Here is a 13,141-nt window from a genome sequence, read left to right on the forward strand (position 1 = left end):
ATGGTAGCGCAAAGCCCGCCGCGACGGGCAACGAGGCCCGCGGACGCCGCCGCTATACTGCCGGCCCACCTGCCCGCCGGCGCCCGCCCGTGTCCCCCGAACCCGTCGTCGCCGAACTGATCGAACTGCTCAGCCTGGAGCGCCTGGAGGAGAATCTCTTCCGCGGCCAAAGCCGGGACATCGGCACCAAGTACGTGTTCGGCGGCCAGGTGCTGGGCCAGGCCCTGTCGGCGGCGCAGGCCACGGTCGACCCGGCCGCCCAGCGCCGTGCGCATTCGCTGCACGCCTACTTCCTGCGCGCAGGCGACGTGGAAGCGCCGATCGTCTACGACGTGGACCGCACCCGCGACGGCGGCAGCTTCTCGGTGCGCCGGGTCACGGCGATCCAGCACGGCAAGGTGATCTTCTTCTGCGCCGCGTCCTTCCAGGGCGACGAGCCCGGGGTCGAGCACCAGCCGGAGATGCCGCAGGTGCCGGCGCCGGAGGACATCGACGAGCAGCCCTCGGTGCCGCCGCAGGTGATGGCCACCCTGCCGCCCAAGGTGCAGCGCTGGCTCAACCGGCTGGGGCCGTTCGAGTTCCGCCACGTGCAGCCGCGCAACGAGCTGGACCCGCAGCGCCTGCCGCCGCGGCAGCAGTTCTGGTTCCGGCTGTCCGAGCGGGTCGGCGATTCGCCCGAGCTGCACCGCACGCTGCTGGCCTATGCCTCGGACTACCAGCTGCTGGGCACGGCCAACTTCCCGCACGGCATCAGCTACTACCAGCCGAATGTGCAGATGGCCTCGCTGGACCATGCGATCTGGTTCCATCGCCCGTTCCGCGCCGACGACTGGCTGCTGTACGCCATCGACAGCCCGACCATGCAGAACGCGCGCGGCATGGCGCGCGGGCTGATCTTCGACCGCGCCGGTCGGCTGGTGGCCAGCACCGCGCAGGAGGGCCTGATCCGCGTGGTCCCCAGCGCCGGCGATGCGGCCCACGTGCCGGCCAAGGAATAAGGCAGCCCCGTGCGCCAGATCTTCACCAGCCAGCGCGTGGAAACCGTCGAGGGAGTGGCCCAGCTGCTCGAGCAGGCCGGCATCGCCACCTACATCAGCAACGGCCGCTCCTATCACGGCCGGCGCGGCAGCCAGTTCAAGTATTCCGACCCCACGCCCAAGGCCAAGCAGCCCACCGTGTGGGTGCGCCATGCCGACGACCAGCTGCGCGCGCGCGAACTGCTGCGCGCCCAGGGCCTGCTGGAGACCACCCGGCCCGGCGTGGCGCAGCCGCTGGCCTTCGCCGAGCCGGACCAGGACGTCCACAACAAGCGTCGCTGGGCGCTGCGCATCCGCCTGGTACTGCTGGCGCTGATCGTGGCCGCGGCGGCCTTCACCTTCCTGCACCACCGCGCCCTGCGCCAGCAGGCGCAGGCAGAAGCGCAAGCGGCGGCCGCCGCGCAGGCGGCCGCCCGCCAGGCACGCACGCCGCAGGACGATGGGCTGAAGGACGACGAGCAGCGCGTGCGCATCCCGATGCTGCCGCCGGCTTCGCCGCCGCGCTGATCCGGTCACATCCGCCGGGCCGGCGCGTCATGGAACGAGGATTTCGACCGGAAGCCTTGCCATGCACGCCCTGACCCTGGATGCCACGCTGCACCACGAACTGCCCGCCGCCCGGCGCGGCGACACGGCCGCCTACGGCCGGATCGTGTCGGCCTGCCAGAACACGATCACCGCCATCGCCCTGTCGATCACGCGCGATGTGGCGGCCAGCGAGGACATCGCCCAGGAGGCCTTCCTGCGCGCCTGGCAGCGGCTGGACCGGCTGAAGAACCACGACAGCTTCCTGCCCTGGCTGCGGCAGATCACCCGCAACCTGGCCCGCGACCACCTGCGGGCGCGCAAGCACGCCGCCATGACCGGGCAGGACGCCGAACTGGCCATCGCCATCGCCGCCGACCCCGCGCCCGAACCCGGCGAGCGGCTGCTGGTCACCGAACAGGAGACCGCCGCGCTGGCGCTCATCGACGCCCTGCCCGCCGAGAGCCGCGAGACGCTGCTGCTGTACTACCGCGAGGGCCAGAGCTCGCAGCAGGTCGCCGCGCTGCTGGGCCTGTCGGACGCGGCCGTGCGCAAGCGCCTGTCGCGGGCGCGCGAGCAGGTGCGCAGCGAGCTGCTGGCGCGCTTCGGCGAATTCGCGCGCGGCTCGGCGCCGGCGGCGGCCTTCGCCCTGGTCGTGACCAGCGCGCTGACGGTCGGCACGCCGCCGGCCGCGGCGGCCACCGCGCTGGGGCTGGCCGGGTCGGTCGGCGCCAAGTCCGTGGGCAAGCTGCTGCTGGGCGGCCTGGGCAGCATCGGGATCGGCGCGGCCGGCGCGGGCCTGGGCGTCTGGCTGGGCCTCAAACGCAACCTGCGCGGCGCCCTGGATGAGCGCGAACGCACGCAGCTCAAGCGCAGCGCGGCGCTGAGCGCGCTGCTTTCGCTGGCCTTCGTCCTGGGCATGCTCGCCTATGCGTCCTGGGGCCACGGCTGGCTGGTGCCGCTGCTGCTGACGCTGGGACTGTTCGGCGGCGTCAGCTACCTGGGGCTGGTGGTCGAGCCGCGCATCAAGGCGCGGCGCCACGCGGTGGAAGCGCAGCGCGATCCGGTCAAGGCCGCGCGCGATCGCCGCCGCGAACGCTGGATGGCCTGGGCCGGCTTCGTGCTGGGCATGGCGCTGGGCGGCGGCGGCCTGGTCTGGGGGATGATGGCCAGCGGTCGCCTGCCGTTCTGAGGCAGGAACGCCGGGGAAGGACCGCGCCATGCGTCAAAGCGTGGTCGTCCTGAAAAGCAAAACCCCGCGCCGTTATCGGCGCGGGGCTGCTTGAACCGCAATCGACCCGTTACGACTTGGCCGGTGCGTCGGCCGGCGGCGGCGGGGGCGGCGGCATGCCGTCCGGGCCACCGCGATGCCCACGCGGACCGCGCTCGTCGCCCGGACCATGCATCGGGCGGTCCGGCTTGGCCGCGTCGAACTCGGCCTTGCTCAACAGGCCGTCCTTGTTGGTGTCGGCCTTGGCGAACCATTCGTCACGACGCTGCTTGATCTTCTGTTCGAAGTCGACCTTGTCGACGAACCCATCCTTGTTGACGTCCATCTCCGCGAAGCGGGCGGCGAACTTGGGATCGGCCTTGGCTTCGGCGGCGCTGATACGGCCGTCGTGGTTGGTATCCAGCCTGGACAGCCAGCCATCGGGACCCGGGCCGTGGCCGCGTTCACCGCGCGGCGGGCGCGGCAACTCGTCGCGGCTCAGGAAGCCGTCCTTGTTCTTGTCCAGGGCGTCGAACTGCTTGGCCAGCCAGGGGTTGGCGGCGGCTTCGGCACGGCTGATCTTGCCGTCCTGGTTGGTGTCCAGGGCCTTGGGCGGCGGGGGCGGCGGCGGGGGCGGTGTGCCGGCGTCCTGGCCAGCGGCCCAGGCCGTACCGGCGCCCAGCGCAGCGACGATGGAAAACGCGATCAGGGTCTTGCGCATGCGTGCTTCCTTCCAGTGTCGTGGCAACGTGCCACTGGCAAGGAGAACGCCGCATCGCGGCCCGCGTTGACCCCAGGCACGGGCGCATTAAGACGGCGGACAGCCGCGTCAAGACGAGACGCTGATCGGCGGCGATGGCGGCGGCGGGCGGCAGGTCGTCTGCCCGCGCCACGACGCAGGCCCGATCTCACATGGCGGGACGGCAAGGGCACAGTATGCTGCGGCCATGCCGATGCCCCTGCCCCATCCGCTCTGCACCGCCGCGCCGCCGCGGGGCGCGTGCGGCGCGCGGGGAGAAAGAGGCGCGGCATGATGGGCAGCGGCGCCCTGCCGCCGCGCGACGACGTGCGGCTGTTCCATACCGGCGAACATGCCTGCGGCTACTGGCCCGAGCGCACGGCGCGCGACCTGGTGCTCGACCCGCGCGATCCGCGTCTGCCGATGTTCTATCCGACCGCGCTGTCGTGGGGCTTCCGTCGCTCCGGCGATCTGGTCTATCGCCCGCATTGCCATGGCTGCCGCGCATGCGTGCCGGTGCGCATCCCGGTGGCGCATTTCACGCCCGACCGCAGCCAGCGTCGCTGCGCGGCGCGCAATGCGGGGGTGGAGGCGCGGGTGGTGCCCGCCCAGCGCAGCGAGGAGCATCTGGCCCTGTACCAGCGCTACCTCACCAGCCGCCATGTCGGCGGGGGCATGGACGATCACGGCGCGAACGAGTTCGAACAGTTCCTGGTCGGGCGCTGGTCGCAGACGCGCTTCCTGGAACTGCGCGAGGACGGCCGGCTGATCGCGGCGGCCGTCACCGACCTGGTGCCCGGCGCGCTGTCGGCGGTGTACACCTTCTTCGACCCGGACCTGGCCGCACGCAGCCTGGGCACGCTGGCGATCCTGCGCCAGATCGACTGGGCCCGACGCGACCTGCGCACGCATCTGTACCTAGGCTACTGGATCGATGGTCATCGCAAGATGGCCTACAAGCGCCGGTTCGCGCCGCTGGAGGCCTTCGACGGACGCACTTGGGACCGCATCGAGGATGTGGCGGGCTAGTCGCTGACCCACTCATCGTCGTTCCCGCGAAAGCGGGAACCCAAGGACGTTGACGCTTCATGCGAAAGACGCGGCATCCCGCATTCGCAGGAATGACCGGCGTTGAAGGCAGCCCAGGCGCCGGGTGTCATCTGCGGCGCATAGAATCCTGCGATGCGACTGACTTCCCTGCTCTGCCTGATGGCCCTGTCCACGCTTGCCGGCTGCGCGCACGATGCCGCGGTGCCGCCCGCCCCCTCTGCCCCGCTGCGGGTGGCGACCTACAACACCTCGCTGTATTCGGACCAGGCCGGCGGGCTGATCGCCGAACTGGAAGGCGATAGCGCACACGCGCGCAAGATCGCCGCGGTGCTGCAGGTCGTGCGGCCCGATCTGGTGCTGCTCAACGAGTTCGACTACGACCCGGCGCAGCGCGCGGCCGATCTGTTCCAGCATCGTTTCCTCGAAGTCGCCCAGCCCGGCGGCGGCGCGCCGCTGCGCTATCCCTACTGCTATCTGGCCGAGGTCAACACCGGGGTGCCCAGCGGCCTGGACCTGGACAACGATGGCCAGGTCGGCGGACCGGGACGCGCGGGCGGCAACGATGCCTGGGGCTATGGCCTGCATCCGGGGCAATACGGGATGCTGGTGCTGTCCAAGTATCCGATCGATGCGGACGCGGTGCGCAGCTTCCGCCTGCTGAAGTGGTCGCAGGTGCCCGGCGCGGCCAACCCGGTCGATCCGCGCAATGGCAAGCCTTGGTATTCGGCCGTGGCCTGGCCGCAGCTGCGGCTGTCGTCCAAGTCGCATTGGGACGTGCCGGTGCGCACGCCGGGCGGCGTGGTCCACTTCCTGGTCTCGCATCCGACTCCGCCGGTGTTCGACGGGCCGGAGGACCGTAACGGCGCGCGCAATGCGCAGGAAATCGCGCTGTGGCGCCATTACCTGGACAACGCGCCTGGCGCGCCCTGGCTGTGCGACGACGCCGGCCGCTGCGGCGGGCTGGAGGCGGGCGCGCGGTTCGTCATCGCCGGCGATCTCAACAACGACCCGGTCGACGGCGACGGTCGCCATGAGGCCATCGTCGAGCTGCTCGAACATCCGCGCGTGCTGCGCCATCCCACGCCGACCAGCGCCGGCGGCGAGGCGACCGCGCGCGCCTATGCCGCCAAGGGCATCGCCCATCGCGGCGCCCCGGCCCAGGTCACCGGCGACTTCGGCCCCAAGGCCGGCGCGATGCGGCTGGACTACGTCCTGCCGTCAGTAGGCTTCTCGTATCTGGGCGGCGGCGTGTTCTGGCCCGCCAGCGACGATCCGCACGCTGCCATCGCCGATGGCAGCGACCATCATCTGGTGTGGGCGGATCTCCAGATGTAAGCCCGAAGTATCGCTGACCCGCTTGGCAGGTCAGCGGGTAATGTCACCCTTCCAGCCTATGACTAACTGGTGTGACACGCGTTGGCGCACCAATAGCAACCATTGATCCTGTCTGATGGATAGCGGCGCTTGCCTTCCGCAACCGCGCCCTGGCAGCCAGCATGCCATCCAAGGTCGATTTGATTTGAGGCAGCCGGCATATAGAGACAACCGTTAGTGACGTTGTGAACCTCATGATCGCCGTTGGCTTGGGCGTTGCTGTTGAGAACAAAGTTTGGCACTGTGGCATCCTCGTTCAGGTTGGCGGGCGGTTCCGCGCAACTGCTGTGTAATACAGCCTGATTGCGCCGCATCTCACGAACTGCGACACCTCCCCCACGCTCCTGAGGAACCGGAAATTCGACCTCAATAACTAGATTGTCGGAGCCGCTTCGCGGCGATCAGCGAAGCCGGTAAAACCCATCGCCGCTGAAGCGGCTCCCACATGAGTTCGCAGAGAGGCGCGAGCTACTCCAGCGTGATCTCGATCGCCGCCGCGGCCTCGCGCGCCTTGGCGCGGGCGGCATCGATATCGGCGCCGCGGGCCAGGGTGACGCCGACGCGACGCTGGCCTTCCACGCGCGGCTTGCCGAACAGGCGCAGTGCGGTGTCGGGCGCGGCCAGGGCGGCCTCGACGTGGGCGAACACGGGCACGCCATGCCCTTGAGCCAGCATCGCGCACGAAGCCGAAGGCGCGACGGTCGTGATCGTCTCGCCATCGCCCGCGCCAACCGGCAGGCCGAGGATGGCGCGCGCATGCAGGGCGAACTCGCTCAGGTCCTGCGACACCAGCGTCACCAGCCCGGTGTCGTGCGGGCGCGGGGACACCTCGGAGAACCACACCGCATCGCCCTTGACGAACAGCTCCACGCCGAACAGCCCGCGCCCGCCCAGGTCGTCGGTCACCGCGCGGGCGATCTGCTGGGCGCGCGCCAGCGCGGCCGCGCTCATCGGCTGCGGCTGCCAGCTCTCGCGGTAGTCGCCGTCCTTCTGCCAGTGGCCGATCGGCGCGCAGAAGCTGGTGCCGCCGGCGTGGCGCACGGTCAGCAGGGTGATCTCGTAATCGAAGTCGATGAAGCCCTCGACGATGCAGCGCCCGGCGCCGGCGCGGCCGCCGGTCTGGGCGTAGTCCCAGGCCGGGGCGATGTCGGCCTCGCTGCGCAGCGTGCTCTGGCCCTTGCCCGAGGAGGACATCAGCGGCTTGACCACGCACGGCAGGCCGATGGCCGCGACCGCGGCGAGATAGTCCTCGCGCGTGTCGACGAAGCGGTACGGCGAGGTCGGCAGGCCCAGCGTCTCGGCGGCCAGGCGGCGGATGCCTTCGCGGTCCATGGTCAGGCGCGCGGCGCGCGCGGTCGGGATCACGTGCAGACCATCGGCTTCCAGCTCGACCAGGGTCGGGGTGTGGATGGCCTCGATCTCCGGTACCACCAGGTGCGGCCGCTCCTGCGCGATCAGCGCGCGCAGCGCGGCCGGGTCGAGCATGTCCAGCACATGGCTGCGGTGGGCGACCTGCATGGCCGGCGCGTCGGCATAGCGGTCGGCGGCGATGACCTCCACGCCGAAGCGCTGCAGCTCGATGGCCACCTCCTTGCCCAGTTCGCCCGAGCCGAGCAGCAGGACGCGGGTGGCGGAAGGCGAGCGCGGCGTGCCGAGCGTGGTCATGGGCGGCGGATCCAGGCAGAAGGGGCGGCCATTCTAGCCAGCCCGTCTCTTCCGTCCCCGGACCGACCCGGCCCGCCTGCGCCGACGGACGGCGCTTGCAGGAAGATATCAATTTGATATCTTTATCTCCAAATCCGAGGACACCGCCATGAAAGAACAACCCGTCCGTTCCCTGCCCGGCCTTCCCTTCCTGCTGGTGCTGCTGGTGCTGCTGGCCGGCGCGGTGTGGCTGTTCGCCACCGGCCTGGGCCCCGACCCGGACGGCGCCGGCGTGGCCTCGGCGGCGCGGGTGGTGGTGGCCATCGTGCTGGCCGCGGCGCTGTTGTTGTGCCTGATCGGCCTGTACACGCTGCAGCCCAACCAGGCCGCGGTGATCAGCCTGTTCGGCAAGTACGTGGGCACCGACAAGCAGTCCGGCCTGCGCTGGAACAACCCCTTCTACGCCAAGAAGAAGGTCTCCCTGCGCGTGCGCAACTTCGAGAGCGGCCGGCTGAAGGTCAACGAGCTGGACGGCTCGCCCATCGAGATCGCCGCGGTCATCGTCTGGCAGGTCAGCGTGGCCTCCGAGGCGGTCTACAACGTGGACGACTACGAGAGCTTCGTGCACATCCAGTCCGAGGCGGCGCTGCGCGCGATGGCCACCAGCCATCCTTACGACCAGCACGAGGACGGCCAGGTCTCCCTGCGCAGCCATCCGGCCGAGATCAGCGAGCAGCTCAAGCACCACCTGGACGAGCGCCTGACCCAGGCCGGCGTGGACGTGATCGAGGCGCGCATCAGCCATCTGGCCTACGCGCCTGAGATCGCCCAGGCCATGCTGCAGCGCCAGCAGGCCAACGCAGTCATCGCCGCGCGCACGCGCATCGTCGCCGGCGCGGTGGGCATGGTCGAAATGGCCCTGGCCGAGTTGGAAAAGAGCGGCACCGTGCAGCTGGACGAGGAGCGTCGCGCCGCGATGGTCAGCAACCTGCTGGTGGTGCTGTGCGGCGATCGGGCCACCCAACCCATCGTCAACGCCGGCAGCTTGTACTGAGCAACGCCAGTGCCTGCCCACGTCTCCGCTGCCGTCCTGCTCGTCGTGCTCGCCGTCCGGCGTGGACGCCGGAACACGGACGGCTGAGCCCATATGGCAGAGAAGAAGGCCTACCCGCTGCGGATCAGCGCCGAGGTGCTCGCCGCGGCCCAGAAATGGGCCGACGACGACCTGCGTTCGCTCAACGCGCAGATCGAGTACCTGTTGCGCGACGCGCTGCGCAAGGCCGGCCGCCTGCCCAGACCCCCGATCCCCGATCCACAGGAAGACGACGCATGAGCACCGACCGCCGCTGGAGCTATCTCACCGTGGAAGTGAAACCCAGCCTGCTGGGCGCCCTGAAGACCGAGCTGGTCCAGGAGGAACTCACCAGGCAGGGCAACCAGGGCTGGGAGCTGGTCAACCTGATCGTGCCGGCGCCGGCGCAGCCGGTGGTGCTGGTCTTCAAGCGTCCGCAATGAACGCCGTCCCCGCACCGGCCGCGCCGCGCGGCGTGGACGATCTCAAGCTCGCCGCGGTCTGGGGCGTGCTCGCCGCGCTGGCGGTGGTGGCGCTGATGCCGTATCTGGCGCAGACCATGCCCGAGCGCTTCGCCAGGCTGCCGGTGCCGCTGGGGCTGGTCATGGTGCTGCAGGCGCTGCAGACCGTGGTCCTCATCGGTGCGATGGCCTGGCTGGGCCTGCGCATGGGCCACCGCGTCGGCCTGGGCAGCCCGGTGCTGCGCGCCTGGCTGGTCGATCGCACCCCGCTGGACTGGACGCGGCTGCGCCCGGCGACCAGCGCCCTGCTGGGCCTGGGCGCGGGCCTGGCGATCGTGGCGCTCTCGCCGCTGGCCGATCGCTGGCTGCCGCCGATGGCGCATCCCCCGGCGCACGTCGGCGCGCAGGCCTCGGCCATCAACGGCGCGCTGGCGTCGTTCTATGGCGGAATCGCCGAGGAACTGCAGCTGCGCCTGTTCCTGATGACCCTGCTGGTCTGGGGCGTGGCGCGCCTGCGTCGCGACCCGCCCGGTGCCGGCGTGTACTGGGCGGCGATCCTCGTCGCGGCGCTGCTGTTTGGCGCCGGGCACCTGCCGACGGCCGCCCAGGTCTGGGGTCTCACGCCCGGCGTGGTGGCGCGCACCCTGCTGCTCAACGGCGTGGGTGGGATCGTGTTCGGCTGGCTGTACTGGCGGCGCGGACTGGAGATGGCGATGCTCGGCCACTTCTGCGCCGACCTGGTCCTGCACGTGGCCATGCCGCTCATCGGCCTGGTGCGGCCATGACATCGCACGCACGATCGCATGCGGCGGGCGCGGCGCCGGCCCTCACGCCGCCGCCCGGCAGCGCGCGGCTCTGGCTGTTCGTGCTGGTGGTCGGCCTGCCGCTGCTGCTCAGCGCCGCAGCGCTGGCGATCGCGCCTCTGACGGGTCGGGCGACCCCGCAGCCGGCCGGTGGCGTCCTCGGCGCCATCGCCCTCCAACTGGCGTCGGTGGCGATGTTGACCGTGCCGCTGTGGGCCGCGCTGGACTGGGCGCTGCGCCGGCAGGCGCTGCGCATCGACCACGGCGAACTGGACGTGCGCAGCACCTTCTTCCGCAGCCGCGTGGCCCTGGCGCAGCTGCAGCTGGCGCAGGCGCGCGTGATCGACCTGGACGAACACCTCGAACTGCGCCCGCAGCTCAAGACCCGCGGCTATTCCCTGCCCGGACTGCGCAGCGGCTGGTACCGGCTGCGCAACAAGTGCAAGGCCTTCGTCGCCACCGCCGACAGCCGCCACGTGCTGTGGCTGCCCACCGCGGCCGGCCACGCGCTGCTGCTGGACGTGCGCGATCCGCACGGGCTTCTGGCGCTGCTGCACGAGCGCTGCGGGCACGCACGCTAGAGTGGCGCGCATGTCTGCTCACCCCCTGCCCCAAACCGGCCTGCTGCTCAACACCGCCGAGGTGGAGCTATGGCCGGCGCCGCTGCTGCGCGCGCGCGCCAACGCCGATGCGCGCGTGCTGGCCCGCGCCTCGCGCGTCCTGCGGCGCAAGGACGACGGCCGCTATCTTGCCGCCGTGGTACCTGAGGGCCTGGTCGGCCTGCTGCCCGGCTGGAGCCGCACGCCGGGCATCGACGAGGCGCTGGACCGCCTGGAGGCTATCGAACACGCGCGCCCCCTGCCCGGCGCCGGCGAGGCGGACCTGCCGCTCACCGGCCTGCGCAGACGCCTGGACCGCCTGGGCCTGGACGCCGACGACTATGCCGCGCGCACCGGCCTGGCGCTGATCGCCGAACCGGCCACGCTCTGGCTGGCCGGGCGCGATCGCTACGACCGTCCGCTCTGGCTGACCCGCGCCGCCAGCCGCGCCTGGCGCGCCATGCAGGCCGCGGCATGGGAGGACCAGGTGCGGCTGGACGCGATCTCCGGCTATCGCAGCCACGCTTACCAACTGGGCATCTTCGAGCGCAAGCGCGCGCGCGGACAGACGGTCGAGCAGATCCTCACCGTCAACGCCGCCCCCGGCTACAGCGAACACCACGCCGGCACCGCGCTGGACATCGGCACGCCCGGCGAGGCGCCGGCCGAGGAATCCTTCGAACGCACGCCCGCCTTCGCCTGGCTGGGCGCGCATGCCGGCCGCTTCGGCTTCGCCATGAGCTATCCGCGCGACAACCCGCACGGCATCGTCTACGAGCCCTGGCACTGGCGGCACCAGGGCTGAGGCCCGGCACCCGGCGCGACGCCCTCAGCGCCGCAGCACGTCCACCGCCCAGAGCAGCCAGGCCAGCATCATCGCCACTCCGCCCACCGGTGCCAGCCCACTGCTGACCCCGGCCAGATGGTGCGCGGCGATGCTGCCGGAGAACAGCAGCGTGCCGACCAGCAGCAGGCGCAGCGCCCACTGGCCCAGCGCGCGCCGGGCGCGCGGCGCCAGGGCTGCCAGCGCGATGCCATGGCCGAAACCGTACAGGCAGGCGCTCTGCAGCGCGGCCTGCGCCTTGGCGTCGGCCACGCCGTGGGCGGCGTAGGCGGCCAGGCCGATGGACAGCGCGCACAGCACCGCACCGATGGCCGCCAGCGGTGAGGGAACGGGCGAACGAAGCAGGATCATGCGACACCCCTGTGCAAGGCGCGGCCACGCCGGCCGCAAATGAAAACGCCGCGCCTTCGGGATGCGAAGGCGCGGCGCGTGGACATCGAAGCGGGCGCCCGTCAGGCGCCGGCGATCAGTACTTGATCGCCCAGTAGATGTCGTAGGTGGAGCTCTCGTCGGTGAACGACTTGTCCACGCCGCTGTTCCAGGTCTCGTACGGACGGTCGGTCATGGCATGGCCGTTGGTCAGCGCCCAGGCACGCAGGCCGTTGCGGGCGGCGTCCAGCTCGGACATGTAGCCGGTGTACTTGGCGGTGGCGGCCTGGTGCGCATCGGTGTGCACGTAGGTCACCGGGGTCCCGGCGGTCTTGACCTGCAGCTGCGCCGCATCGCCCGCCGGCGCCGGCGTCGCCGCGGCGGCATCGTCGGTCTTGGCGTCGTCGGCCTTGGCCGCGCCACCCTTCTTGCGGACCGGCTGGACCACGTCGAAGGTGTAGGTCTGCGTGGCCAGTTCCGTGGTGACGATGCGGAACGGACCGGCGGGCTCCAGGTCGTTGGCGTCCATCACGCGCTTGATCCACTCCTGGTTGGCCAGGATCGACTTCTTGATCGCGTCGTTGCTGCGCTCGATGCTGCCGGCGTTGACCACCAGCAGGTTCTCGGCGGGCACCTCGGTGATCTTCAAGTCGGTCAGCTTGGTCCCTTCAACGCGATAGTCGAAGTTGGGGATGGTCGCCAGGTTGGACGAGAGCTTGGCCAGGCCGGCATCGAGCGAGTCGCCGATCTGGCTCTTGATGTACATGCCCAGGAAGCGGCCGTAGAGGTTCCAGCCGTAGTCCACGTCATAGGACTGGCTGATGCGCACGTTGCGGTTATTGCGGCCGGTCGGGGTCAGGTTGATCTCCGAGGACTTGTTGCTGCCCGGGGTCTGGTCGACGATCGCATAGACCACCTTGGCCGGGCCGCCGCCAGCGGGCGGGGCCTGGCTGTCGGTGATTTCCCAGCTGCCGCTCTTCCAGGCGCTGGCCACGTCCGAGGTGAACTCGACCTTGGCGCCCTTGCCGACGTTGCCATCGGCACCGCCGGAATACTTCAGGTGGGCCGGGTCACCCGGCAGCATCAGGCTCCAATCCTTGAGGCGCCGCACGTTGTTCACCGTGTCGTACACGATGGTCATCTTGCGGTTGCTTTCCACGCTTCCTTCGAGGTGCCGATGGGACGGCAGGACCACGCCGATGACCAGGAACAGCGCCAATACCAGCGCCAGGGCGATCAAGAACTCGAGCAAACGGGTCATTCAGCGGTCTCCGGGGCCGGTGAGAGGCCATGGGGGGTTAAGGAACAAGTCAGTCCTGAATCGTAGCAGGCTTGGATCGAGACGGTCAGCCGAAAAATGCACCGGAATCATTGCCTTCTGCCGCGAGAACGAAGTCTTAACAGACCAAGGGCA

At 70.6% G+C, this 13,141-nt stretch carries 15 protein-coding genes; 11 read left to right on the plus strand and 4 right to left on the minus strand.

Going from position 1 to position 13,141, the window contains the following annotated elements; genetic code table 11:
* Positions 1–89 precede the first annotated feature (89 nt).
* The 3 genes from MWN52_RS13305 (at position 90) to MWN52_RS19565 (ending at position 2,754) form a co-directional block, all read left to right on the plus strand.
* Positions 90–998 carry an acyl-CoA thioesterase gene (locus MWN52_RS13305; protein WP_130517544.1) on the plus strand — a complete coding sequence of 303 codons (909 nt, stop codon included), beginning with the start codon at positions 90–92 and terminating at the stop codon, positions 996–998.
* Positions 999–1,007: 9 nt separating this feature from the next.
* Positions 1,008–1,544, plus strand: a complete 537-nt coding sequence (locus MWN52_RS13310) for a hypothetical protein (RefSeq protein ID WP_286574988.1) — start codon at positions 1,008–1,010, stop codon at positions 1,542–1,544.
* Positions 1,545–1,605: 61 nt separating this feature from the next.
* Complete coding sequence (locus MWN52_RS19565) at positions 1,606–2,754, plus strand: RNA polymerase sigma factor (RefSeq protein WP_130532584.1); 1,149 nt, start codon at positions 1,606–1,608, stop codon at positions 2,752–2,754.
* A gap of 109 nt (positions 2,755–2,863) precedes the next feature.
* Here MWN52_RS19565 and MWN52_RS13320 read toward each other — a convergent pair whose 3' ends face one another.
* Positions 2,864–3,493, minus strand: a complete 630-nt coding sequence (locus MWN52_RS13320) for an EF-hand domain-containing protein (RefSeq protein ID WP_286574989.1) — start codon at positions 3,491–3,493, stop codon at positions 2,864–2,866.
* 312 nt (positions 3,494–3,805) lie between these two features.
* Between MWN52_RS13320 and MWN52_RS13325 the strand changes: the two genes are divergently transcribed.
* A complete protein-coding gene (locus MWN52_RS13325; RefSeq protein WP_286577743.1) occupies positions 3,806–4,540 on the plus strand; it encodes an arginyltransferase in 735 nt (244 codons plus the stop codon).
* A 180-nt stretch (positions 4,541–4,720) separates the two neighbouring features.
* Positions 4,721–5,896, plus strand: a complete 1,176-nt coding sequence (locus MWN52_RS13330; protein ID WP_286577744.1) for an endonuclease/exonuclease/phosphatase family protein — start codon at positions 4,721–4,723, stop codon at positions 5,894–5,896.
* A 507-nt stretch (positions 5,897–6,403) separates the two neighbouring features.
* Here the strand turns inward: MWN52_RS13330 and purT are convergent.
* Complete coding sequence (purT, locus tag MWN52_RS13335; protein ID WP_286574990.1) at positions 6,404–7,600, minus strand: formate-dependent phosphoribosylglycinamide formyltransferase; 1,197 nt, start codon at positions 7,598–7,600, stop codon at positions 6,404–6,406.
* A 148-nt stretch (positions 7,601–7,748) separates the two neighbouring features.
* Between purT and MWN52_RS13340 the strand changes: the two genes are divergently transcribed.
* From MWN52_RS13340 to MWN52_RS13365, 6 genes are all read left to right on the plus strand, one after another.
* The gene (locus MWN52_RS13340) at positions 7,749–8,633 is read left to right on the plus strand and encodes an SPFH domain-containing protein (protein ID WP_286574991.1); all 885 of its coding nucleotides are present in this window, start codon (positions 7,749–7,751) and stop codon (positions 8,631–8,633) included.
* A gap of 93 nt (positions 8,634–8,726) precedes the next feature.
* Positions 8,727–8,912, plus strand: a complete 186-nt coding sequence (locus MWN52_RS13345) for a type II toxin-antitoxin system antitoxin (protein ID WP_130517524.1) — start codon at positions 8,727–8,729, stop codon at positions 8,910–8,912.
* Complete coding sequence (locus MWN52_RS13350; RefSeq protein ID WP_130517522.1) at positions 8,909–9,094, plus strand: DUF4177 domain-containing protein; 186 nt, start codon at positions 8,909–8,911, stop codon at positions 9,092–9,094. Before MWN52_RS13345 ends, MWN52_RS13350 begins: the two co-directional genes overlap by 4 nt.
* On the plus strand, positions 9,091–9,897 hold the full coding sequence (locus MWN52_RS13355; protein WP_286574992.1) for a CPBP family intramembrane glutamic endopeptidase: 807 nt from the start codon (positions 9,091–9,093) through the stop codon (positions 9,895–9,897). Before MWN52_RS13350 ends, MWN52_RS13355 begins: the two co-directional genes overlap by 4 nt.
* A complete protein-coding gene (locus tag MWN52_RS13360) occupies positions 9,894–10,496 on the plus strand; it encodes a hypothetical protein (RefSeq protein WP_286574993.1) in 603 nt (200 codons plus the stop codon). Before MWN52_RS13355 ends, MWN52_RS13360 begins: the two co-directional genes overlap by 4 nt.
* Before the next feature lie 10 nt (positions 10,497–10,506).
* Complete coding sequence (locus tag MWN52_RS13365; protein WP_286574994.1) at positions 10,507–11,319, plus strand: M15 family metallopeptidase; 813 nt, start codon at positions 10,507–10,509, stop codon at positions 11,317–11,319.
* A gap of 24 nt (positions 11,320–11,343) precedes the next feature.
* Here MWN52_RS13365 and MWN52_RS13370 read toward each other — a convergent pair whose 3' ends face one another.
* Together MWN52_RS13370 and MWN52_RS13375 are read right to left on the minus strand one after the other, a co-directional pair.
* On the minus strand, positions 11,344–11,709 hold the full coding sequence (locus tag MWN52_RS13370) for a DUF423 domain-containing protein (protein WP_286574995.1): 366 nt from the start codon (positions 11,707–11,709) through the stop codon (positions 11,344–11,346).
* A gap of 115 nt (positions 11,710–11,824) precedes the next feature.
* Positions 11,825–12,988 carry a polyketide cyclase gene (locus MWN52_RS13375; protein ID WP_130517512.1) on the minus strand — a complete coding sequence of 388 codons (1,164 nt, stop codon included), beginning with the start codon at positions 12,986–12,988 and terminating at the stop codon, positions 11,825–11,827.
* Positions 12,989–13,141 lie beyond the last annotated feature (153 nt).

Origin of the sequence: Pseudoxanthomonas winnipegensis, assembly GCF_030322905.1 — a bacterium.
Taxonomy (GTDB): Bacteria; Pseudomonadota; Gammaproteobacteria; order Xanthomonadales; family Xanthomonadaceae; genus Pseudoxanthomonas_A; species Pseudoxanthomonas_A winnipegensis.